General features: G+C 66.0%; 20 protein-coding genes. 11 read left to right on the top strand and 9 right to left on the bottom strand.

Going from position 1 to position 23451, the window contains the following annotated elements; all coding sequences use genetic code 11:
* The 3 genes from G3573_RS00330 to G3573_RS00320 are packed head-to-tail and all read left to right on the top strand — an operon-like array spanning nucleotide 1 to nucleotide 5665.
* Nucleotides 1-909 carry a conjugal transfer protein TraF gene (locus G3573_RS00330; protein WP_163258850.1) on the top strand — a complete coding sequence of 303 codons (909 nt, stop codon included), beginning with the start codon at nucleotides 1-3 and terminating at the stop codon, nucleotides 907-909.
* Nucleotides 910-919: 10 nt separating this feature from the next.
* Entirely contained in the window at nucleotides 920-2335 is a 1416-nt protein-coding gene (locus G3573_RS00325; RefSeq protein WP_163258849.1) for a conjugal transfer protein TraH, read from the top strand.
* A 12-nt stretch (nucleotides 2336-2347) separates the two neighbouring features.
* Nucleotides 2348-5665 carry a conjugal transfer protein TraG N-terminal domain-containing protein gene (locus G3573_RS00320; protein ID WP_163258848.1) on the top strand — a complete coding sequence of 1106 codons (3318 nt, stop codon included), beginning with the start codon at nucleotides 2348-2350 and terminating at the stop codon, nucleotides 5663-5665.
* A gap of 92 nt (nucleotides 5666-5757) precedes the next feature.
* Here G3573_RS00320 and G3573_RS00315 read toward each other — a convergent pair whose 3' ends face one another.
* Nucleotides 5758-6090 carry a hypothetical protein gene (locus G3573_RS00315; RefSeq protein WP_163258847.1) on the bottom strand — a complete coding sequence of 111 codons (333 nt, stop codon included), beginning with the start codon at nucleotides 6088-6090 and terminating at the stop codon, nucleotides 5758-5760.
* Nucleotides 6091-6615: 525 nt separating this feature from the next.
* Between G3573_RS00315 and G3573_RS00310 the strand changes: the two genes are divergently transcribed.
* The 4 genes from G3573_RS00310 (at nucleotide 6616) to G3573_RS00295 (ending at nucleotide 11238) form a co-directional block, all read left to right on the top strand.
* The gene (locus G3573_RS00310; RefSeq protein ID WP_163258846.1) at nucleotides 6616-6972 is read left to right on the top strand and encodes a DUF433 domain-containing protein; all 357 of its coding nucleotides are present in this window, start codon (nucleotides 6616-6618) and stop codon (nucleotides 6970-6972) included.
* A complete protein-coding gene (locus G3573_RS00305; protein ID WP_163258845.1) occupies nucleotides 6969-7379 on the top strand; it encodes a DUF5615 family PIN-like protein in 411 nt (136 codons plus the stop codon). Before G3573_RS00310 ends, G3573_RS00305 begins: the two co-directional genes overlap by 4 nt.
* A gap of 281 nt (nucleotides 7380-7660) precedes the next feature.
* Nucleotides 7661-9520, top strand: coding sequence for an AAA family ATPase (locus tag G3573_RS00300; protein WP_163258844.1), 1860 nt, complete (start codon nucleotides 7661-7663; stop codon nucleotides 9518-9520).
* A complete protein-coding gene (locus G3573_RS00295; RefSeq protein WP_163258843.1) occupies nucleotides 9517-11238 on the top strand; it encodes an ATP-dependent helicase in 1722 nt (573 codons plus the stop codon). Before G3573_RS00300 ends, G3573_RS00295 begins: the two co-directional genes overlap by 4 nt.
* 116 nt (nucleotides 11239-11354) lie before the next feature.
* Here G3573_RS00295 and G3573_RS00290 read toward each other — a convergent pair whose 3' ends face one another.
* The 3 genes from G3573_RS00290 to G3573_RS00280 all read right to left on the bottom strand — a co-directional run bounded on the left by G3573_RS00290 (nucleotide 11355) and on the right by G3573_RS00280 (nucleotide 14763).
* Entirely contained in the window at nucleotides 11355-12827 is a 1473-nt protein-coding gene (locus tag G3573_RS00290) for a hypothetical protein (protein WP_163258842.1), read from the bottom strand.
* A 25-nt stretch (nucleotides 12828-12852) separates the two neighbouring features.
* Entirely contained in the window at nucleotides 12853-13767 is a 915-nt protein-coding gene (locus tag G3573_RS00285; RefSeq protein WP_276208650.1) for a 3'-5' exonuclease, read from the bottom strand.
* A gap of 222 nt (nucleotides 13768-13989) precedes the next feature.
* Nucleotides 13990-14763, bottom strand: a complete 774-nt coding sequence (locus tag G3573_RS00280; protein ID WP_163258841.1) for a hypothetical protein — start codon at nucleotides 14761-14763, stop codon at nucleotides 13990-13992.
* A gap of 150 nt (nucleotides 14764-14913) precedes the next feature.
* Between G3573_RS00280 and G3573_RS00275 the strand changes: the two genes are divergently transcribed.
* Genes G3573_RS00275 through G3573_RS00260 form a run of 4 tightly spaced genes read left to right on the top strand, consistent with a single transcriptional unit; the run spans nucleotide 14914 to nucleotide 17404 of the window.
* A complete protein-coding gene (locus tag G3573_RS00275; protein ID WP_163258840.1) occupies nucleotides 14914-15126 on the top strand; it encodes a hypothetical protein in 213 nt (70 codons plus the stop codon).
* A complete protein-coding gene (locus G3573_RS00270) occupies nucleotides 15119-16285 on the top strand; it encodes a DNA cytosine methyltransferase (protein WP_163258839.1) in 1167 nt (388 codons plus the stop codon). The genes G3573_RS00275 and G3573_RS00270 overlap by 8 nt, the downstream gene beginning before the upstream one ends.
* A gap of 12 nt (nucleotides 16286-16297) precedes the next feature.
* Nucleotides 16298-17023 (top strand): GIY-YIG nuclease family protein, encoded by a 726-nt coding sequence (locus tag G3573_RS00265; RefSeq protein WP_163258838.1) that lies wholly within the window; start codon nucleotides 16298-16300, stop codon nucleotides 17021-17023.
* Between the two features lie 21 nt (nucleotides 17024-17044).
* Nucleotides 17045-17404: a hypothetical protein gene (locus G3573_RS00260; protein ID WP_163258837.1), complete on the top strand. Its 360-nt coding sequence runs from the start codon at nucleotides 17045-17047 to the stop codon at nucleotides 17402-17404.
* Between the two features lie 21 nt (nucleotides 17405-17425).
* Here G3573_RS00260 and G3573_RS00255 read toward each other — a convergent pair whose 3' ends face one another.
* The 5 genes from G3573_RS00255 to mobF form a co-directional block, all read right to left on the bottom strand.
* Nucleotides 17426-18535: a DUF3800 domain-containing protein gene (locus G3573_RS00255; RefSeq protein ID WP_163258836.1), complete on the bottom strand. Its 1110-nt coding sequence runs from the start codon at nucleotides 18533-18535 to the stop codon at nucleotides 17426-17428.
* 5 nt (nucleotides 18536-18540) lie between these two features.
* Entirely contained in the window at nucleotides 18541-19293 is a 753-nt protein-coding gene (locus G3573_RS00250) for a hypothetical protein (protein ID WP_163258835.1), read from the bottom strand.
* A gap of 204 nt (nucleotides 19294-19497) precedes the next feature.
* Nucleotides 19498-19896, bottom strand: coding sequence for a hypothetical protein (locus G3573_RS00245; RefSeq protein ID WP_163258834.1), 399 nt, complete (start codon nucleotides 19894-19896; stop codon nucleotides 19498-19500).
* 12 nt (nucleotides 19897-19908) lie between these two features.
* Nucleotides 19909-20256: a hypothetical protein gene (locus tag G3573_RS00240; RefSeq protein ID WP_163258833.1), complete on the bottom strand. Its 348-nt coding sequence runs from the start codon at nucleotides 20254-20256 to the stop codon at nucleotides 19909-19911.
* A 120-nt stretch (nucleotides 20257-20376) separates the two neighbouring features.
* Nucleotides 20377-23448: a MobF family relaxase gene (gene mobF, locus G3573_RS00235; RefSeq protein WP_163258832.1), complete on the bottom strand. Its 3072-nt coding sequence runs from the start codon at nucleotides 23446-23448 to the stop codon at nucleotides 20377-20379.
* Nucleotides 23449-23451 lie beyond the last annotated feature (3 nt).

Genomic DNA, 23451 nt, shown 5'->3' with positions numbered 1-23451 from the left:
ATGTCTCGACGTCTTTTCGAGACCGTGGCCCTCGCCGCGGTGATGTCCAGCGTCGCCTTGCCGGCGACGGCCAGCACGAGCAAACCGGTCACGACGGAGGAGGCCCAGGCCGCCGACGACTACTGCGGGCGCAGCTTAGGGACCTGGTTCTACTGCGAGCGGCCGGCGCCGGCGCCGGAGAAGCAGGAGCCTGACGCTGATACGAAGGCGGTCACGCCGCCCGAGGTGGCGGCGCTCGAGGCGTTCAAGAAGGAGCTGGAGGACACCCGCGCCGTCGCCGTCTGGGACCCGAAGCCCGAGAACATCCGCCGCTACTACGAGCTCCAGCAGGTCGCGATGAACCGCGCCTCGCTGTTCAGCGACAACTGGCGGCGGATGATCTGGACCTCGCCGGAGCTGGACTACACGCTGAAGCGGCCGGTCAACACGCTGGGCAAGCGCCTGTGGTCGGACACTCGCCAGGGCGACCGTGACCTGTTCCTGCGTGAAGCGTCAGAGACGGTCGGGCTGTTCTACGTGTTCAAGGGCAGCTGCGGTGCCTGCCATGTCGCCAGCCCGATCGTGAAGAACTTCAGCGTCCGCTACGGCGTGCCGGTCACGGCGGTCTCGGGCGACGGCGCCGGCAACGAGCACTTCGCGAAGGTGGTCACTGACCGGGGCCAGCTGAAGGCATGGGGCGTGGGCGACATGACGCCGGCGCTCCTGATGTTCCAACAGGCCGATCCGATCGTGAACGGCAAGCCGCAGCAGAGGCGGATCCAGCTCACGGGCGGTCGCAGCGTGACGCTGCGTGCATGCCGCCAACCCAGGGGCTGCCTGACCTACATCGGCGCCGGGGTCATGCCTGTCGAGGACATCGCTGAGCGGCTCTACGTCCTGCTCGCGACCGAGCCGGGCCAAGATTTCTAAGGGGGCGACTATGAACCGACTTTTCAAGAAGGCGCTGTGCGCCGGCGTCGCTCTTTCGCTGCTCGCCGTTGTCCCCACTCGGGCGGGCGTCAACGACAGCATGGACGACTTCTGGGGTGACTCCGTCACGGCGGCGAACGTCACCGGCCCGACGGCCTACCAGGGCCAGCGCATGGGCTACTACACGATGGGCAGCCTGTCCTATCGGGCGCCTCAGGAGAACACCCAGATCGCGACCGTCCAGCTCCCGTCCATGCGGGCAGGCTGCGGCGGCATCGACATCTTCTCGGGCGGGTTCAGCTTCATCAACACCGACCAGCTGATCGCGAACCTGAAGGCGATCGCGTCGAATGCGGAAGGCTACGTCTTCCTGCTGGCGATGAAGATGCTGTCGCCGATGATCGCGAACCAGATGGAGACCCTTCAGGACTGGGTTCAGAAGGTGAACGCGATGAACATCAACTCCTGCGAGGCCGCGCAGCAGTTGGTCGACGGCGCGTGGCAGAAGATCGACGCCGGCTCAAAGCACCTGTGTCAGGCTCTCGCCAACGAGGACGGGACCTATTCGGACCCGATCGCGGCTCGGCACGGCTGCTCGAAGAACACCGCCTCCAACCTGACCAACCAGTCGTCAGACCCGAACGCCAAGGCGGTCATCCCGATCAACACGAACCTCGCCTGGGAGGCGGTGAAGAAGAACCCGTTCCTGCAGAGCGAGGCCGACCTCGGCGAGCTGATGATGACCCTGACGGGCACGGTGATCTACCAGTGCCCGACCGGGAACGACGGCAGCTGCCGCGTGACGATCATGCCGGCCGCGGCGCGCGATCAGGGCCTGATCAACAAGTTCATCGATGGCGGCACCATCAGTGCACACCGCTGCAACGACACGACCTCGTGCCTGGCGCCGGTCGCGTTCAACAAGGCGATCAACATCAGCGTGAACTCGTCCTTCAAGAAGAAGGTCGGCGACATGCTGTCGAACATCGCGGGCAAGATCGCGGCGCGACAGCCGCTCACGCCGGCGGAGCAGAACTTCCTCGGCATGACGTCGCTTCCGGTCGCGAAAATGCTGGCCGTCCACGTCGCGCACGAGAAGGCCCTGGCGCCCATCGCAGTGGCCCAATACTCGGAAATCGTGGCGCTCGATCTGACCTACACGTGGGTCGCGAAGATGATCAACGAGGTCGAGAAGGGCGCGGCCAACCTCCAGAACGTCGACACCAGCCAGACGGAGGCCTGGCGCAGAAGCATGGCGGACATCCGCGCCGAGCTGCTCGAGAAGCAGGGTCAGCTCTCCACCCGGACCTCGGCCATGCAGGCGATGGTGGCCAATACGCAGGCGATGGAGGCGGTGCTGAGCACCCGGATCGCCAACCGCGTCGGCAGCGCCGTCGCCTTCTCCTCGTCCATGAAGACCTACTGACCGGGGCAGGGGATGTTCGAGTTCATCGCCTACGGCGGCGGCGAGTATTACCGCGACGTCTTCAACTCCGTCGCCATGATGGCCGGCACGAACGGGCTGAGCTCGCTCATCCGCCTGGCGATGGTGCTTGGGGTGCTGTTCGGGCTCCTCAAGATGATCTTCGACCTGAATCTAAGGTCGATGTTCCAGTGGTTCCTGACCGCCTACATCGCCTACGCCGTCCTGTGGGCGCCCAAGGTCCAAGTGCAGATCACGGACGTGCTCAACCCGGCGCTCAACGCGCCGGTCGCCAACGTTCCTCTCGGCGTCGCCGCGGTCGCTAGCCTGACCAGCCAGGTCGGCGACCGGGCTATCCAGCTGACCGAGCTGGCCTTCGGCGACGTCAACGAGATGCGCTACTCCGAGACGGGAATGATCTACGGCGCGAAGCTGGTCGAGCGGATGCGCTCGGCACGGATCACGGACCCGATCTTCGAACAGAACCTGCAGGGCTTCATTTCGAGCTGCGTCTACCAGGACGTGCTCACAGACCACATCAGCATGAACCAGCTGATGCGGACGGACGATCTGTGGAGCGTCGTGCGCGCCTCTCCGAACCCCGGCGTCGCCATGACCTGGCGAAACCCGGGCGGGTCCGCGAGCGAGATCCTGACGTGCGATGTCGTCGCGACCCGCCTCGAGGCGGGCTGGGCGGTCGAGATCAACAACGTGATCCGGGCCGATGAAAAACGGATCCGCCCGGAGACGCCGGAGGCGGAGCTGCTGGCGAATGGCCGTAGCGGCGCCGAAGCCATGCACCGGATGGTCATGGGCGCCTCGCGTGATGCGACTGACATCTACCGCCAGGCCCTCATGGCCAACATGCTGCGCCGGGGCGTGGCGACCTACGCCGGCGAGACCGGCGGCTCCGCGCTCGAGGTAATGGCCGAGACCCAGGCCGAGGTGCAGACACGCAACCTGCAGCACATCATGGGCGGCGTCGGCGAGCGGGCGGTTCCGCTGCTGAAGATCGTGGTCGAGGTGATGCTGATCGGGATCTTCCCGGTCCTGTTCCCGATCTTCCTGCTGCCGAAGATGGGGCCGATGATGATCAAGGGCTACATCTCCGGCTTCGTGGGCCTGCAGGCCTGGGGGCCCCTCTACGTGATCCTGAACAAGATCATGATGGGCCAGGCCGTGAAGGAGTCGAGCGCCGCGGCCTTCTTCCCGGGCGAACTGCCGGGGCTTCGGCTGTCAAACGTAGAAGCCATCGGCTCCGTCAACGCCGACATCGCCTCCCTCGCGGGGACGATGCTGATGTCGATCCCGGTCCTGGTCTCGATGCTGATGCGCGGGACGTTCGCCGTGGGCGGCATGGGGGAGTCGCTGATGGCCAACTTCCGCTCGGGCGCCGAGGCGGCGGCAGGCGCGGCGACGACGGGCAATTTCAGCTTCGGCAACACTGCCTTCGACAACCACAGCTTCATGAACACGAGCGGGAACAAGTTCGACACGAACCACTCGTATCGAGCCGGCAGCTCGTCGTTCGAAGACGCCGGCGGCGGCATGCAGACCATCCATCGGGACGGGTCGTTCTCGTATCAAATGGCTCAGTCGAGCACGGCCGGCTCGATCGACGCGACCAAGGCGCTCTCCAGCGCCGCTGTGCAGCGCGGCCACCAGAGCTGGGAGGTGGGGAACAACCTCAACACCGCGGCTTCGGAAGGCGTCTCACGGACGTTCTCCGACACGCAGCGGTATGCGGAAAGCTGGCGCACCGGCGAGGCCTCGCGTTACGCCGAGGGCAGCGAGCAGCGTCAGCAGGAGCAGAAGGTCCACGCGGAGCTCGATCGGATCGCCCAGGACTACAGCCAGCGTCACGGCGTGAGCAACGAGACCTCTCGCTCGCTCGTGGGCAAGATGGCCGTCGAGGCGTTCGGCGAAGCCTCCGTCCAGGGCAAGCTGGCGCCGGAGTTCTTCGGCATCGGGGGAGGGCTGCAGGGCCGCGCCGGCGCCGCGATCAGAGGGTCGCTGGAGGGCTCCGGCTCGTCGACCAGCGCGGAACGCGAAGCGACCGACATGGTCCTATCGAAGTTCTCGGACAAGTCGTGGACCGACAGCTTCTCCAGCTCTTCGGCAAAGTACGCTCAGCAGTCGTTCGAGAAGTCGAGCTCGCACGACCGGATGTCCGCCAACGAAAAGGCGGACACCTTCGCCAGCATGGAGAGCCTGACGACGACGGCGTCGAAGTACCATGCGAACGCCGAGCGGTACGAACAGGTGGCCGAGAACGCGGACACGTACACCCAGACCTTCAAGCAGAACTACGAGCCGCAGTTCGCCAATTGGGCCCAAGGGTGGGCCGAGCGCAACGGCGTGGGGCAGGGGGAGCTGGGCGCGCTCCTGTCAGGCAAGACGCCCGAGGCGAGAGCCCAGTACGCCAGGCTCCAGGAGGAGTTCGCCGGCGAAGCCCTCGACAGGATGGTCGAGATGCCGGGCGTTACCGCCGCTCGCGACATGGCCTCGGGGCTGGATTTCAGCAGTGCGCCCCAGGTGCAGGCTCCCGGCAAGCCTACTGAGGAGGGCCTGGCTAAGGGTGTCGGCGAAGCGATCCCGGATGTCCGGCCGTCGATCGGCCGCGGCGATTCGCTTTATCGGGGTTCCGACCTCAGCGATGGAAGCCCGGCGGATCTGGCGGCCGTCCAGGGGGCGACCGGCGCGGTGAGCGACCGTCTGAGCGGTGCCCAGCACCAGAAGCTGCGTAGCGTGCTCGATATGGGTGAGGACAACTTCAATCAGTTCGTCGACAACGCGAAGGAGTGGGCGACCTCGCCCGAGGGCATCAGGACGATGGCCGCCTTCTCTACCGGCAACCCCGGCGTAATCGGTACCGCATATAGCTCGGGGTTCATCGAGAACGGGTTCGGAGGCGGCAGCGGCGCGGGGCCCACAACGCCCTACGGAGTGGATCGAGCCGACACGCCGGCGAGGGCTGATCACGTCGCGGGCGATGGGGATGGGCAAGCTCCCGTTCTCGACGCGCTGGCCCCATCGCCGGCGCTGAGCCAGAGCGCGCCGTCGGAGAGCCCGTTCGGCGCATTTTCGCAGGCGGGACCGGATGCTCTGAGTGGTTACTCCGGCGGCGTAGCCGGCGGCTCGCAGCAGCATGAGCACGGTGAGTCGCAGGTCCCGTTCGAAGCGCCGCCCCGGCCGGGCGAAGCGCCGGCACCGCAACGAAGCGCCGGCGAGGGGCGTGCTGCAGAGGAAGAAGCCATCGAGGCGGGTACGCCGTATCCGTCACCGATGCACATGCAGCAGGCGGCCGGCGAGAGCCGGTTCCGGCGCGACTAAACGGGAAGAGGGCCCTCACGGGCCCTCATTTTTTGACTGCGTGATTGATTGAATGGCGGCCAATGCGCCGTCTCAGAGACGGCCGGACTGGCTCACGAAACGATGCCGGCGTCCTTCAGGTTCTTGCGGAGCTCCTCGTTGCCCTGGGCAATCTTGCCCCAGACGAACGAAAAGAATGCAGCCGGAAGGCACGCGAGAAGCGCAACGAAAACGCCGAAAGCGATGCTGCGGCCGCTGCTGGCCCAAAGGAACGCGATGACAGGCAGAAGCCAGATCGCGTAGCTCAGGCCCTTGAAGGTGCTCGTTGCCGTCGCGTGCGCCTGCATGCCCGCGGGACTGGTCGCGGCCTTCATGCCGGCCTCGAGCACGCGCGCGGTGCGATCGTCAATCGAGAGGTCGGTGATCTTGCGGCGGTCCTCGGTCACGTCAGCATCCTGGAAATCGACTAACAGTCGCGACGCTAGCATCAGGGCCCTCCCTCATCCATTCGAAGTTCCCTCCCAGGCCTCCACGCCTCCTCCCTTGCTGTGCACTGCTTGGGGACAGCGCGAGTTCGTAACTGACGTCGCAGTCACCTGAGAAAACGCCCCGCCGAAGAGCCGGGCGCAGCCATTCCATCATTCGGATCCCCAAGGCTTCCAAACTCGTCGCTCACGCATTATCTTTCCGGACAATCGGAAGGATTTCATATGGCGACGCAAGAGCTCCTAACGCCAGCCGAGGCGGCTGTAGTCGCAGATGTGACGGTGCGAGACGTCAACCGTGTCTTCGACGAACGCATCCTCCCTGACACATTCCTGGAGGCGGGCGACCGCCGGCGAGTGAGGTCGGAAGCTTGTGCGTTTGTCAGGTTCTACTTCCATGCCGCGGAGCGGCTGACGGCAGGGGAGCGAGTGCACGTCATTCATCGCCTAATTGCCGCTCCTCGCCACGGAGGACGTAGATCGCGAGTGGTCGAGCACGACTTCCTGAGCGTGAATTTTGAGCCGTTCGAAGCGGAGACGCTCGCAAGGCATGAGGCACTCGACAGGGCTCGCGAGATGGTGGTCGAAGACCCGAATATTCTTGGTGGAGCGCCCGTGGTCCGCGGAACGCGCATTCCTGTCCACGATGTCGCCGCAGCGCTGAACGCTGGCCGGAGCACGCAGGAAATTCAGGCGGCGTATTCCACGCTCAATGCTGAGCAGATTGAGCTCGCGAGGCTGTATGCGTCGGCGAATCCTCAGCGCGGTCGACCGTCGACATCTCAACGCAAAGGGATGGAGCTTGTCTCCGAGAAGCGCGTTGCAAGGCGCCGGCGCACTTGAAACTCCTGATCGATGAGTGCCTAAGCGAAGAGCTAGCGCACCTGGCAATCCGGCGCGGGTACGCCGAAAGTTCGCACGTTGTGTGGCTGGGAAAGCGCGGGTGGCAGGACTGGAATCTTCTCCCCTTCATCGTCGAGGGTGATTGGACCTTCGTCACCCGAAACGCCTACGACTTCCGCGGACCGGCAGGCGCCCCTGGCTCACCCGGGCTGCATTCGAAGGCGGAAATCCACGCGGGGCTCATTTGCCTAACGGGCGAGGTGTTGGACCTCGACGCTCAGTTAGACCTTTTTGAAGCTGCCCTTGATGACCTTGAAGCGGATCCGGACCTCATCAATCGCGTGCTCGATGTTTTTGAGGAAGGTGACCAGATCGTACTCCGTCGGTACGCATTGCCCGAACACTGACCGACACGATTTCGCATAAGATATGTTATGCGTCGTTTGCATGTAGCCGCCAGTTTGTAATGTCACCGTCCCGGCGCTGGCGCGTTTCGGCCCGTCTAAGCGCTGCTTTCGCGCATTCGTAACCGCTGTGAGGAGGTCACCCTGTCGGCGCAGGCCGTGCAGGGGCGCCCTGCGCAGTGGTTCGGGCGCATTGCATGAACACAACCCAGGCTTCACCATGGCGCCAAAACGGGGGTTGAATCGATGTCGGTCGAGGGCTCCGTCTGGCGATGGGGGCTCTGGTGTACCTAGAGAATCTCGGGCTCAAAAACTTCCGCTCCTTCGAGGAGGCCCAAATCCCGCTGTGCAAGGATCTGACGATCCTTGTCGGCGAAAACAATGGCGGCAAGAGCAACGCGATCGACGCGATCCGGCTGCTGACCCAGCCCCTGGGCGGTCGGCGCGAAATCTACTGCGAGACGACCGACATTCGTTTCGGCAGCGCCAACCGGATGTTCGAACTCAGCGCGTCCTTCACCGAGCTGAACCCCGGACAGCGCGGGCGCTTGATCACCGCCGCGACCGATGCCGCCATCTCGGGTTGTGTGTTCGGCGTGAAGTATGACGAGACCACGGGCCGTTTCCCGGTACGCCCTCAGCTCTGGGCCGGCAGTCAGCGCGGCAACCCCGAACCGGGATGTCACGAGAGCGTCCGCCACGTCTATCTGCCGCCGTTGCGGGACGCCAAGCGCGCGCTTGCCTCCGGCAATCCCACCCGGATCTACGCCCTGCTCAACCACTTCCTGGAAGGCGGCGCGCCGGAGGATGTGGCCAAGGCTCTGCGCCGCGGCGCCGACGCCGACATCCTGACGAAGGTAGGCGGCGCGGTGGAGATCGGCCTATCGGCCCTGACCGCTGGCGTTCGTCGCCAGTCGGCCTCGCTCGGCTTTGCCAATGACGAGAAGCTGATCGACATCGCCCGGGACCTGCGGTTCAAACTAGCCGATCACGGTATCGAGCCCGAGGACCTGCGCTACTCGGGTCACGGCTATGCCAACCTCCTCTACATGGCCACGATCGCCGTCGAGCTGGAGAAGGTGAACGACGCCGACCTGACACTATTCCTAGTCGAGGAGCCCGAGGCCCACCTACACCCGCAGCTTCAGGCGGCGGTCCTGAGCTTCTTGGACGAACAGGCGACCAAGTCACGGATCCCGAAGGAAGGTCATCAGGGCCCTGCCGGCGAGCTCCAGATCATCGTCGCCACCCACTCCCCGAACCTGTCGGCCTGGGTCGAGAGCCGCAAGCTGGTGTTTTTCAGATCCCACCTGCCGCTGCCGCCTGGCGGGGCTGAAGCGCCTGCCGACGAGGCGCCGGCGGAGCCCCTTGCCGGCGTTCCCGCCGAGATCGTGCCTGAGATTGAACCGAACCCCGTCATCGCGGCCGGAAGACCGCGACGGGTGACGCGCTGTATCCCGCTGGCCGCGCTCGCGCTGACGGACATCGAACGCCGCAAGATCGACCGCTACCTCGACGTGACCAAGTCGGCCTTCCTCTTCGGCGGGCGCGTCTTGTTGGTGGAGGGCATTGCCGAGGCCCTGCTGCTCCCGGTCATCGCCAAGAAAATCGTCCTGAAGGATGACGTCGAGAAGCTGCGCCTGTTCCGATCCGCCGTGTTCGTCCCGATCGACGGTATTGACTTCGAGCCCTACGCGAAGCTGCTCCTGACCCCCTACAAGGAGGTGCGGATCGCCGACCGCCTTGTCGTCCTGACCGACGGCGACGGCGGCGAGGTCCCGGCCGGCCAGGAAACGCCGGGCGCGGGGCGCAAGCGGCGGCTCAAGGCCACTGCCACGGAGCTTGGCGCGAAGGACCTGCTGGACGTCATCGTCAACGACTACTCGCTGGAAAGTGAGCTCGTTCGGGCCGACAACGCCGACGTCATGAAGGCCGCCTACTTGGCGCTTCACCCGAACTCCGGCCAAAAGTGGGATGCCGCGGTCGGCCAGGCCGGCGCCGCGCAGGCGGTCGCAGTCCAGAAGCTGTTCGAGACCACCCGGAAGGGCGACTTCGCCCAGGTCCTGGCCGATGCGATCAATGAAGGCGGCGCGTTCAACGTTCCGCCCTATCTGAAGCAGGCCATTGAGGCCTTGGTGGTGTGAGCGACAAGCCGTTCATCCCGACGGACCAGCAGAAGCTGATCATCGCCCACAGCGGATCCGCGTTCATCGCGGCGTGTCCCGGGGCAGGCAAAACAAAGGTCATGGTCGAGCGAGCGCGCCAGAGTCTGTCCGGACTCGGATCAGGGCGCGGCGTCGCTTTCCTGTCCTTCACCCTGGCGGCGGTGTCTGAACTGGAAGACCGGCTGCGCCGCGAGGGACTGATCGACACGCCCCCGTTTCCTCACTTCATCGGCACGTTCGATTCCTTCCTGTGGCAGCTGCTGATCGCCCCGTTCGGCATCGATGGATGCGCCGAGAAGCCCCGCCTGATCCCGGACAAGGACGCCAGGGACGTCCTGCCCTACGACCGGGCCCAGGTCCTGAAGCTTGAGTGCTTCGATCGGACGACCGGGGTGGCGATTGAAGACAAGCTGAGACGCGCCAATTTCCGCGGCAACGTGAAGGCCCATGAAACGGCCGCGCGGAACCTGCGCCAGAGGCTTCTGGACCGGGGCGAACTCGACTTTGCCGACGCCCGCGAGATCGCCCTAGCGCGCCTGCGTGACCCGGCCTGCGGTGCGGTCCTAGCGCCGGCCCTCGCCGGGCGCTTCCAGGAACTGGTGGTCGATGAGGCGCAGGACTGCAATCCCGTGGATCTTGAGATCATCACCTGGTTCCGCAACGCGGGCACGCCGGTGAAGGTCATCTGCGACCCCAACCAGGCGATCTATGGATTTCGAGGCGGCGTGACGCGAGAGCTGACGGCCTTCGCGGCCACGTTCCCGGCTGATGAGCGCATGCCGATGTCCGGCAACTTCCGCTCCAGCCAGCACATCGCGCGGGCGATTGTGGCGCTCCGGCCGCCGACCCAGCGGGCGCTGATCGACGAGGCCCTTGGGGAGTTTCGCGACGAGCCCACCGAGGTTCAAATCCTGGCCTACAAGGGCGGCGTCCCCGCATCCATCGGGGTGAAGTTCCGCGAGTTGACCAACGGCCTGGGCCTGGTCGCGGAGGACTGCCCCGTTGTGGCCGCGACCCGAAGAACAGGGAGCAACGCCCTGGGCCATCCTCCCGATGGCGGGGTCCAAGATCTCAGCTACCGTCTCGCCGTCGCGGTCAGCGACTTCCATTTCTCCTTCGAACTTGGCGGCCGCAAGGAGGCGCTCGAAGCGATCCATCGGATCATGCTGCAGGTCGCGGGCCGGCTCGGGGCGAAGACCTACCACCAGCATCTTAGCGAGACGGAGACCGAGGCCGCCGACTGGCGCCCCGAGGCCATGGCGCTGGCCGACGCCCTAAGATTTTCCGCTGAGCGTTTCGCGACGGCGCAGCTGTGGCTTGATGAAGCCCGGCGCCTCCTCGAACCGCTCCTCCCCGCGGGCGGCGGGACCATCAAGCAGAAGCTCAGGTGGAACGACGGTCTTTCTGCCGCCCTCGCGGCCAACCCGACGAGCGGTCATCCTGCGCGCACGATCCACAGCGTGAAGGGCATGGAGTTTCCGGCCGTTTGCGTCGTGATGACGACGACCGCTAAGGGGATCCTCGACACCCTTTCGGCCGGCGGCGGCGGTGACGACAACGAGGATGCCCGGAAGATCTACGTCGGCGCGTCCCGTGCGCAGCGCCTGCTCGTCATCGCCCTCCCCCGAACCCAGGCCGAGCGTCTGCGTACCTTGATGGTGGGCGTGGGCGCCGGCGTGGTCGTCACCCAGATCTAGGGTGCCAAGGCCAGCTCACCTAAGGCCGTGGGCAGGACCATTCCCGCTAGACGTCCTCGTATGCCTGAGTTCTAGCCGCGCGGTCACAGTCACGGAAGCGGGGCTGGCGGCCTCGTTCACGCGGGTGCCTCGCCGTCAGACGGGTCGACCGCCCAACTTGGTCGGCCATTCTTGCGGGACAGGAAGTCGAAGATCGTGGTGTCCGACCAGAGCACCCGCATGGGCCCACCCTCGAGATATTTCCCGTCGGCGATACGGACCTGGCCGATGCCGGGGAACAGGGCCGGGTCGACGGGGTGGAGCGCGTTGGGATTGTGGAAGAGGATCATCTCGTCCCACCAATCCTCCTGGTAGGCCGGGCTCTCGACATCGAACTTGAAGCGCTCCTCAGAGCCGAACACCTGCGGATCGACCAGCACCCCTTCCCGAACCAGACTCACCCACGCATCTCCGAATCCGGCCCGCACGCCCATCCGGTTGAATTTAGCGAGGGTCCCGGCGTTCGAGAACAGGACGCCGGAGACATTCTCGGCGCCCGGCTGGGCGAAGAAATTAGTGGGCACCCGCTTGTCGCCAACGACGTGGTCTTCGCCGGGGATGAACATCTCCATCAGCCGGTTGTCGGCGTCCGGCGTTAGCACCGACTTCAGGCCGTAGAGGTACTGCGGCAACGCGCCGGCCGACCAGCGCATCGATCCGGGCGCGTGGAAATCCGCCAAGGCCAGGAGGAACGGGTGGCCGGCGACATGGGGCTTTTCCCAGTCGCGCTTCTTAAGCTTCGAGAACAGCGGCGAGCCGAACTTCTGCGCCATCTCGTGCTCGAGGTAGGTGAAGATCGGGCCGGTCGGCTCCTTTGGCGCGCCGGGGCCTATGGAGGTGGTGAAGGGCTCCTTGCCGCTGACCGTCGTCGCCTCGACGAACAGGCGCTGGCCGCCCTTGGTCAGCGCGAAATCCGGCACGGGCGAGCCATAGCCGATGTCGAAATCCAGAGCGCGGAACGCCGCCCAGAGATAGAGCTCCCAGATCCGGGCGCTGAAGCCGGTAGTCTGGGCTTCCCGCACGAAGTGGCCGTCAAGGTCGGGAAACCAGCGCGTGATCTCCTGGAGCATGGCCTTGGCCGCGGCGTGGTCGAAGCCGTCACGCAGCAGGACGTAGGCGTCGTCGAGCCGTGCCGCCCCCTCGATTGGGGCGAAAAGGTCAATCCCCGGCGGTTGATCGGGGACATCGGCAAAGGTCGGCGTCTTTGCCAGGAGCTGGCGGCCGAAGTCACGAGCGATGGCCTCTTCGCCCGCCCGGGCGCTTGGAAGATGCCCCGACCGCTCAAAACCCCGCCAGCGGCCCGCGCTGTCGCGGGCGAAGGCGACGCACATAAACTCGCGGGTTTCGGTCAGGTGCAGGACGGCGATGGCCACCCGTTCGTCGGCGTCGGTCCAGGCCGACGCCAGCAGGGTATCGGCGCGCATCGCTGGCGGCATGCTCCATTGGGCCAGGGCGTTGAACCGCTCCAGCGTCATGCGCCGGAATAGGGTGTGGGTCGGCCCCAGCTTCGCCTCGAGGTGGGCGTTCACAGGTTCGCTCGCCGTCGTCATCGCCGCCTTGATCCGTCGCGAAGCGTCAGCACCGATCGGAGAATCGATCGTAGGCGTCGATGCGGCGGATCAGCGGATCGATCTCGCCGCGGTAGATTTCTGCACGCAAGAAAGCGACCTCTGCTTCCCGTGCCTCCTTGACGACATCGATGTACCAGGCGCGCGGACCGCCGCCAGCCTCGGCGTTCCAGCGATAGCCGCGCGCCTTCAGCTGGCCCTTGAGGTCGAAGGGCGAGTTCTCAGCCCAGATGCGCCAGGTAGGCGTCCGGGCCCGGTCGAGAAGCTGCGCCAGGCCGGTCCGCCTGCTGACCGGATGGACCCGGGCCAGGAGCTCCAGCGCCGCCAAGCAGTCGTGGGTGGCGCGATGGCGTTCGTAAAAGAAGCCGGTGCTGGACGCGAGGTATGCCAGCTTGGTGCCTTCGTACCCCTCCCCTGCCCAGTCCACCTCGCTCATCGAGCAGGCCCAAGGCTTGGTATTGAACACTTCGCTGAAGCGCTCGAGGAATTTGCGGTCGAAGGCGGCGTTGTGGGCGATCACCAGGGCCGCCGGCGCCGCGAACGCGGCCACGGCCCGCGGGTCGATGACTTGGCCCTCTACCATGGCGTCGTCGATGCCAGTGATGGCTGTCACCTCCGGCGGGATCGACTTGGTCGGCTGGCGCAGCTGCTGGAAGGTCTCGCCGACGCCGTAGATCTCGCCGTCCACCCCATAGGTGAAGGGCACCATGGCCAGCTCGATGATCTCGTCGCGCGTGGCGTCCAGGCCCGTGGTCTCGGTATCGACGAACAAGCCCTGCCGGGTCTGCACGCCGGCCGGCGGCTCGCGCCGCGCCAACGGTGTCAGGCGGCGCAGCACGCGATAGCCGCCAGACCGTTCGAGGGCCTGGGCCATGACTTCGAGATCCTTGGCGGTCTCGGTCGTGGGCGTGGCATTGAGCAAGCGGCGTCCGACTCGTACAGCAGAGAAGGTAGGCCGGCGAGATTAGCGGGCATGGGCGAGAAGTTCGACAGTGTCGCACCTCGACCTGGCGCGCCTCGTAGCTCACGACCGCCACGTCCCTTCGCCGCTCGGGGCAGCCGACTGCGAGCGGAAATCCGGCCCTTCGGCGCACCTTGGTAGTTGCGCCCGGCGGCCCACTTCGCCGCGGCGCCTTACGCCCGGCTAGGCCGCCAGTGGAGCCCGCTCTTTGAGGACGCGGCCGAAGGCGTTGCGGATGGCGAGCGACACGTTGAGCCGCGTGAGCGCCACCGCGTTCTCGCGGGCCGCGAGATATTCGAGCGTCAGGTTTCGCATGTGGGCGCGGTTCTCGGGATAAATCTCGAAATCGAGGCTGCCAACCTCGTCGACGATCGAAATGACTTCCACATCGGCCCCTCGGCCGACGATGCGATACTCGGGGTTGGCGTCCATCCCCTCGTTCAGGGCCGGCGACAGCATCTTGACCTTCGAGCCGTAGGACGCCGTCAGAACATATTCGTGGTCGGCGATCTCGAGCAGGACGTCGCCGCGCTGAGCCACGTCCGGCCTGTAGTCGGCCACCCCATCCACCAGCCGACTGTAGATCCAGAAGTCGTCGTCCAGCACCGCCTTGGCCCCGAGGCCTGAGAAGAGCGACCGATGGCTCCGGGCCTGGTCCTGGAGGTTGGAGTGCAGCTTGCCGTAGATCGCCCCGAAATCGTCGGAGAGGGCCGCCGCCAACCGCGCCGCAACCAGCAGCTCGAAGCCCGCGAGGTGGAGCGCACCAATCAGCGCCGCATGCGCCAGGGAGACGCTGTTGTAGAGGCGGTGCCCTCCCCGGCCGACATCGCCGTGGATCGGCGCCGGTGCCAACCCTTCTTCATAGAGAAAGCCGATGTTGCGGACCGTCAGATCCGCAGCGCGGCCAAGTTCGCGTGAGGTGAACTGCAATTCGGAGCCCTTGGTTGGACGGCCCATAACAACTTCCAGTCACTGTGAGTTTATATGTCTCACCGTTTGTGTGAGTTATGTCAAGCCGCCGCCAGCCGCGGCCGGCTGGCTCTGCGGGAAGGCGCGAACAAAAAAAGAACAATTCACGGGCCGCAGATGTGGCGCCACACTGGCGCCATGCTCGCTGATTCGAGGACGCCCACGATCCGGTCGCTGGACCGCATCAATCTCCGCCTGCCCGGCGAGACCTTCGACGCCATCGATGCGAGCCGAAGCGCGCGGCCAGGCGCCATCTCGCGCAACACCTGGATCACCGAGGCGATCGAGGAGAAGCTGGCGCGCGATCAGCTGAAGGGCGTTGAGGTCGGCGGGGTCAACGACCATGCCTAGCTTCTACGAGTTCTTCGCCGGCGCGGGCATGGCGCGGGCCGGGCTGGGCGGCGGCTGGACCTGCCTCTTCGCCAACGACTTCGACCCAAAGAAGGGCCTGACCTACCAGGCCAACTGGGGTGCCGGCGGCGAGCTGACCGTCGGCGATGTCGCGCAGTTGAAGGCGAGCGAACTGCCGGGCCGACCTGACCTGGTCTGGGGGTCCTTCCCCTGTCAGGACCTGTCGCTGGCCGGGGTCGGCGCGGGGCTCAAGGGCGAGCGGTCTGGGACCTTCTACCCCTTCTGGGATCTGATCAGAGGCCTGATGAATGCCGGCCGCGCGCCCAGGCTGATCGCGCTGGAGAACGTGCTGGGGACCCTGACCTCGCACGGCGGCCAGGATTTCGAGGCCATCTGCAAGACCTTCGCCGACGCCGGCTATCGCTATGGCGCCCTGGTGATCAACGCCTCGCTGTTCGTGCCGCAGTCCCGCCCGCGCCTCTTCATGATCGGTGTGCGCGATGACGTGGAGATCGACGCGGCCCTGCTCTCGCCCGGCCCGATCGCACCCTTCCACACTGCCGCCCTGCAGCGGGCGTTCGAGCGCGTCGGCAAGACCGCGCTGAAGCGTATGGTCTGGTGGAACGTGCCGGCGCCGCCGCATCGCAACGACACCTTCGCCGACTTGATCGAGGAGCACCCCGACAGCGTCGCCTGGCACACCGACGCCGAGCGCGACCAGATCGTCGCCAAGATGTCCCCTGTAAACCGGGCCAAGCTGGAGGCCGCCAAGCGCGCCGGCCGGCGGATGGTCGGCGGCATCTACAAGCGCACACGCCTCGACGAGCGCGGCGTTAAGGTCCAGCGGGCCGAGGTTCGCTTCGACGACGTCGCCGGCTGCCTGAGGACCCCAGCCGGCGGCTCCAGCCGCCAGGTGATCATGGTGGTGGACGGCAAGAAGGTCCGCACCCGCCTGATCTCGGCGCGGGAGACCGCCCGCCTCATGGGCCTCGACGACACCTACAAGCTGCCGAAGAACTACAACGAGGCCTACCACCTCACCGGCGACGGCGTGGTGGTCCATGTCGTGCGACACTTGGCCGAGCACATTTTCGAGCCCCTGCTCGCCCCCTCCTCCGCGGCCGACGCCGCCGAGGGTGATGGCGTGAAGGCGGCGTGAGGACGGCCACGCGTGACTGATCCGGCTCCGCTGTTCGGCCGCAACCCCGACGCGGTCAATTTCCCGCCGTTCGAAACCGAGGACCTGCGCGCCAACCTGGTCCGCTTCCTAGACACGCCCTTCGCCTGGCAGGGCGGCCCGACACCTGTCGGGAACTTCCGATGGGGCGTCTACGCATTCTTCGACTACGACGGCGAGCCGATTTACGTCGGGCAGACGAACGAACGCCTGCGCACCCGCATTCGCCGACACCTGACCAACCAGCGCACAGACGCAGTCGCCATGTCCGTGCTCGACCCCTTCGAGGTGTTCGAGATTGAGGTCTGGCCCCTCCCCCACCTGCAGGCGGCCAACCGGTCCGACGCGGAGGCGCGTCAGCACCTGGATGCGCTGGAGCGCCTAATCACGGAGCAGGCGATCGAGAATTCCGAGTTTAAGGCGATCCTGAACGAGAAAGACCCGCCGCCCGGCCGCATGGCAGTGGAGGCACCAGCGTCCCTTCGGTGTCGGATAGTCTCTGAGCGCGTGTTCGAGCTGCGCTCCCACCCCGATTTTCGCTTGGCCAGGCGCGCGCTGATCCTGTCGCGGCTAGCGCAGGTTATTTCGGAGCGGAAGGTGCAGGGCGGCTTGCGCCGCGTACTGCTCACCCAGGCCAAGCGCTTGCAGTGGTTGGCCTCGCGCCGTTACGAGGCACTGGGCGGCGCCGCCTCCGTTGAGGCGGAGACGGAAGACGACTAGCCAGCGAGAGTAGAGGAGCCGATGGCGGAGGAAGCTCGCGCGACGCTGCAGGATCTTAAGCAGGCGCAAGACGAAGTGGCCCTGTGGGACGATCGCTGGGCCAACGACACAAGTGGCAACCCGGACAAGCATTTCTCGAAGCGTCAGGCAGCGCGGCGCCGTGTTCGGGCACTCTCCGCGCAACTAAAGGCCCAGGGCGCATTGCCTATGACTGATCACGAACGGCTCTGCGCCGCGCTGGATGCCCTGCATCCCAAAGCCAGGAGCGGTGAGGTCGTGGAGCACGACGGCCAGCGCTATCGTCGCCGGTTCTTCCCCGAAGAGAAGAGCCGGTCGGGCAAGACGGTCACCGAATGGGGCCGCACCTGGGATGCCATTTAGCGCCAGGCTGCAACGGACGCCTTACGCTCCTTCTAGAAAGTCGCGGGCTCGCTGAAGATCTGTGGCTGCCATGACGTTCTTCATGAATGCCGGGTTCTCCTCGGCGGATCGGTCGAGGAGTTCATTCAGCGCCGATAAATTCGCCCGCTGTAGCGGGCTCAGGTCCTGCGCGTCGTTGGCCAGGTCTTCCGGGTCCGTTCGTCCGATGTAGGTGAGGAACTTGCCGAGCAGCCCGACGATAGGGTCGGAGACCTGCACGCCGGGCTCGGCCTTGGAATCGTCGAAGCGGAAATTGGTGATGGGCCGATCCCCATCGCACAGGTCGAGCGCATCCAGGCGCTTGCGGATGAATGGTTCGACGTCGAGGACGTGCGTGGCGTTCTTCAGCAGCCAGAACCGCTCGGCGAAGAAGTCGACGAAGCTGTCGATCAGAGTGTTCGCGGCTTCGCGCTCAAGATAGGCCAAGGTGGCGCCGCGGGCGGCGTGCTGCAGTACGCCCTTCAGGGTGTAGTAGTTGAAATGGTCGAGCAGCTCTTCGCGCGCTTCCAGGATATCGAGCAGCTCGCCGGCGAACATTGGCCAGGCGTCCTGGGCGATGTTGGGATAGCCGTGTCGGCGGTAGAGGTCCGCCAAGTGGTCCAGATCGATCCGCAGCACGGTGTAGAGGTCGTCCTTCAGCGATCCGCCGAACAGCGTCATATGACCCATTTGGTCATCGCTGATGATGGCGTCCACGATATCGACGGTCGACCAGTAGACGGGGTCAACGGCGCTGTAGTGGACGAAGAGATCCTGGTCCTTCATCCACGCGAGATAGGCGGCGACCTTCTGGCCGCCGATCAGCTTGAGAAAGTCACCTCCGCCAAGGTGTTCGAGCTTCAGCTCCTTGGCCGTGGGCTGCAGGCGGACAGCCTTGTGGAGCGCGGCAATGTCGAGCGGCCGAGGCGGCCCAGCATGGCCTACGCCGCCTAGGACGAAACACGCCGGGTCCCTGACGTTGAAGCCGTCCGGCGTGACGTGCAGCCGGCGCGCGTTGTTGGTCTCGTCGTAATAGAGCGTGTAGGCCGCGTCGGCCTTAGCCAGCCCATGGAGCTGGATCGTCAATTCTCGAACCCGGCTGATGTCGGCCATGTGGCTCAGGGCTCCGCCGAGGCGGGAACGACGTCCTGGGCGGTCCGGTCGAAGAGCAGGACGGGCGGACTGGAACTTGCCTCGCCGACCAGGAAGATCTGGTCGAAAGCGGTCCCCTTCGCGACCGGCTGCAACCGCTCGCACAGTGGTTCCCAATCGTGGTCCGGAGCGGACCCGAGCGGGGTTACCAGCAGTAGCTTCTGGCCCTGGAACTTGGGGGCGGACTTCCCGGCCAGCCTTTCGGTGATGCTGCCCTCGATCGCGCGTTCAATGCCGCGGCGGCTGTTCAGGATTCGGCCGCGCTTCTTGGCCTGCTTATAGGCCTCTGGCGAGGCCTTGTCCGACAGGCCGAGGAAGCCCGGGACCACAGGCTTATCCTGCAGGCTCCGGGCGGTCTCGACCTTGGAGCGGGCGAGAACCCGGGTCACCTCGATCCCGACCTCGGCTTCCGAACTAGCTTCACGAACCCAAGCATCAGGCGGCTGATCGTTCAGTGGGAAGCGAACCTGGCCGGTAATGCCGACGTGGCGAAGGAACGCCGCAACAGGGACCACCTCATCCGCCAGCTTCTTCCAAGGCTTTCGGCCTTCGCGGTAAGCTTGGACGTCGATTAGCGAGCGCTGCCGCGCAAAGTGCTCGTCGAGCGTCGCCAGAAACTCGCCGATATCGATGCCCTGCGGGGCGGACAGGATCGCTTCCAGCGACTGCAGCGCCGCCGTGTCGAACGGGATTGGAGCGGGTTCGGCGGAGGCGTCCATGTCGATACGGATGATACTTTCGGAGCGCTCTGCCGTCGTGACGAGAGCCTAGACGCGGCTCCCCTACAACAAAAGGGGAAGCCGCCGCGGCGGCGAGGCAAGCGCGAGCTCCGGAACTAGGTCCCGGGGCGCGATGATAACGCGCACCTTCAGCGGCCCTCCATTGCACTCCGAGTCTCGTTCGGTACCGACCCTCCACATTTCTCAACGACGCCTGGTCTTGGCGGTGCCGTCCCGGTCGACGACGTCGGGCGACGCCAGCTTCCAGGCGGTCGGCAGGTTGAGGATCACCGCGCCCCGGTCAGTGCTGTGAGAGACCGGGGTCTTGTCGATCTCCGTCTTCGGCATGAGCTGCTTGGCGAAGACCTGGATCAGGTTCTTGCGGCCAACGGCTTTCCACTCGGTCTGGCCTTCGGCAGGAGCCAGGCGCACGGCCCGAGTATCACCCTCCTCGCCGTACTGCAGGTGGACGTGGCCGCCGGCCTCGATGCCGACGCGCTTAGCGAGGGCGACCGGGACGGAGAAGATCACCTGCGTCTTGCTGGCCTGAACCGTGGGCTGGTCGCCGGCGGAAGGAAGAACGTCGAAGAACTGCATCGTCATTGGAAGAAGGCCTCAGTTGATGGCCGGGCCGGAGGCCGCGACCAGGTTGGCAGATTGATGATGGTGCTCACGGGGCCCAAGGATCTGGGTCAGGAGCTGGGCGTCCCGGATCGCGTGATCGGGCGCGCGGTCGAGCCAGGCACGCAGCGCTTCACGCAGCGGCGCCGGAGTTTGATCGTCGTCGAGGACGAGCGTCGCGAGGGGGCGCTTCCGCTCGAGGAAGTCCCAGAGCGTGCGCGCGTCTGAGCTGGCCTGGCCAGGGTCTCGGACGGCCCAGGCGGCTAACAGAGCGCGCAGCTCGGCGCTGAGGCTCGGGTCCTCAAGGTAGGGCTGCAGATGATGGTCGGTCGGTGGGCTCATCTCATGCTCGGCAGGTTGATTGGTGTCTCCCTGCGGGTGGGTGGCGGCAGGCGCTCGATCGTCGCGCGCTGATGGGTTAGCTGCTGTCGATGCGCGCCAGCAGGCAGCCGGAACATCGGGTCACAGCGTCTTCTCCGGCTGCTTGAGGTCGTGGGTCTTGCTGAAGTCCCGTTCGCGGTCCTGGACCGGCGCCGAAGGGGGGACCTTCTCGTCTGGGACGAGGAGAGCCCGCCCCCCGGCCAGTCCTTTGCCTTCGTCACCGCGGACGATCCCGGCGCGATCGGCGACGGATTGGATCAGCTGCTGGCCGGCGTCCCGGAGGGCTTCGAGCGCCGAGGGGTTCACGCCGGACTGTTTGGCGAGCTTGCGCGCGAGGAGCCCGGCGTCGGTCGTGACGAGGTCGAAGCGTTCCTTGGGGCGCGACGCCTGGACGTACATGCGGGTCATCGCCACCGACTGGCCCTCGCGCGGCGTCTGCACACCGATCGCATTGATCGCCGTGTCGCCCTGCACTCGGTCAGCCGTGATCGCGTGCCCGTAGCCCGTGAAGCGGAGGTCCTTGTCGGTGACCTGGTGGACCTTTCCGGCTCTGTCCTGGATCGTCCACTTGTCGCCGTCGCGGCCGAGCACGGTGAAGCCGGCGCCGACAAAGAAGCCGCGCTTCGCATCGGACTTCTCCCAGACCATCTGCTCGTTCGCGCGGATCTCCGCTTCGCGCGCCGAATAGGTGTTGAAGCCCATCCGGTCGCCGCGGAACGTGTTCAGGTCGAAGTTGACCATCCGGCCGTCCTCGATCCGCACGGTGAGGCGGTTCCGGTCGCGGTCGACGCCGACGATCTGGCCCTGCGTGTCGCGCGCAAGGCCCAGGTTCTTCATGGCCTTGGCGGTCACGACGACCTGGCCGACGGCATAGCTGTCGGCGCGCACGTTCTCCGCGTTCGACATGCGTGCCTCATAGAGGCGGGTTTCTTGGCCCAGGACCGGCCCGAGCTCGCCGGACCTGATGAGCTCGTTGCGGACGTTCTGAGTGACCAGGCCCCGCATCGCATGCGTCAGCACGACGATAGGCGGCGTGTGCCGTTCAGCGCGGCGCTCCTTCCAGAGCTGGACGGCCTTCTCGGCGACCTTCTGGTCGCTCGCGTCGCGGCCGACCTGGTGCACGCGCTCGCCGAGGGCGCGGATGCCCGGGTGGACCTTCTGGTCCGCCAGAAGCTCGACCGCGCGCCGCAAGCCCAGATCCTTCTGGCGGATGATGTCCCGCATCTCCGTGGTCGCGATCTTCGCCATCTGCAGAAGGCGGAAGGGCGAGCCCGCTTCGACGGAGCCGATCTGACCCTTGTCGCCGGCAAGGACGACGCTGCGCAGCCCGAGCTGCTCAGTCACCACCTGGATGCGGTGTAGGGACGCGTTCGACAGGAGGGAGGATTCGTCGACGAGGAGCGTCCTGTCCTTCCAGTGAGCGCGGGCCCTCTCCAGGGCGACGCCGCCCCGTTCGAGGTCGCGCTCCCTGCCCCGCAGCCAGGACTCGGCGGTGTTGCTCTCGATGCCGGTTTCACGGCGCAGCACGCCGGCGGCCTCGTGGGTCGCCACCACGCCATGGATGGAGTGGCCCTTCTCCTCGAGCACGCCCTTGAGCGTGCTGAACAGGGTCGTCTTGCCCACGCCCGCCCAGCCTTGAACGGCGACGTATCGGTCTTTCGTCGAGAGAACCTGGTAGGCGGCACGCGCCTGACCGTTCGTCAGGCTGTGGCCGCTGGCCTTCGCCATCTTCTCCGAAATGCCGGCGATGGCGTCCTTGGCTTCGGCGCGGCTCATGATCGGCGCCGCCGCGCCGCGGCCGGCGTCCATCCGGCCGAGGATCGACTGCTCGAGCTTCACGGCGAAAGCCGTTGTCAGGCCGCCTAGGACCTCGCGATCAGCGACATGCAGATGCTTCTCGGCCGTCAGCCTTTCGATCTGAGCTTCGATGCGGTCGATCGTGACCCCGACCGGCGCTGCGCGAAGCGCATGGAAGGCGACCTGGTGCCGGTCGAAGACGGCGTTGTTCTGCTCGAGATGGCGGACCGCGAACGACACAGCGGCCCCGGCGACGTGGTCGCCGCCCGGATCTCGTGAGCCAAGGGCGTAGGGATCCGCCTGCTTCGGCGCCTGGCGACCAAAGATCGCCTCCCGGATGCGGGTGACGAGCCCGTCCTGTTTGATGAAGCCTTCACTGGTCGGCGTCAGGTCCGCGCCATGCTCGCGGGACTCGGCCTCCCGAATGACGCGGTCCACCTCGATGCCGTTCTTCTCGGCGACGGCCTTCCAGCGATTGACCAGCTCGGACCGGGCGACGTGCTCCTTGTCGGGACGACTACGAAGGACGAGCCTGTCGATCACCGCCGGCGACGGATCCTCACCGGTCCTCAGCTTCTCGAAGCTGATCTGCTGTTCGATCTGCTCGCGCCGCTGCGAGAACACTCGCATTTGGTCCTTCGACCAGGACGCCAGCTCGAACGTGCCTTGCGTGTGCCCTCGGACGAAGTTGTGTCCGAGCTTCAGCCCCTCGGCGGCGAGCTGGGCTTGGTAGATCATTCCGGTCAGCTGCTGGTGCTTGAAGGCGTGATGGGTCTCCAGCGCGCGCCACTGGCCGGTCTGATGATCGAAGGTGCGATTGGCGACGACGTTGTGGGTATGGCGATCCGGATCGCCGGCGCGCGAGGTGCCGTGCACGACCGACCCGTAGACAAGGTTGCCCGTCACCCTCTGAACGATCGTGCCCCCCTCGCGGACACGGGTCACCGAGAAGTGCTTCTCGATGTAGCTCATCGCCGCGGCGTTGGCCTTGTCGTGGGCGCGGTCGAGACCTTTGTCGCCGCCGACGAGGATCGCGACGCTGACGGATTTCGGGGCCGAGAAGGTGAAATCCCAGCCCGCACGATGCTTGCCGCCGTCCTTCGGGCCGGCGGCGCCCTTGCCGCTCTCCCCTCCTCCGGCCTGCCCGGGGTCCTTGTTCGCGAAGCCGGCGAAACTGCCGTCCAGGACCTGGCGGAACTGGGTCGTCCCTGCCCTGCCCTCAAGGCCGGCTAGTGAAGAGCCTTCCCCGCCCCAGGTCAGGCCCGGGCGGTCAGCCTCGCCAGAGACGTAGTAGTCGTCCTTGCCGTAATAGGACGCGGCGCCGCCCGCGCTCTTGACCGAACCGATCGACTGCATCGG

The organism is Caulobacter sp. 17J65-9 (assembly GCF_010975005.1).
Taxonomy (GTDB): domain Bacteria; phylum Pseudomonadota; class Alphaproteobacteria; order Caulobacterales; family Caulobacteraceae; genus 17J80-11.
The sequence above is the reverse complement of the archived record's forward strand: the minus strand, read 5'-3'. Positions and strand labels throughout refer to the sequence as shown.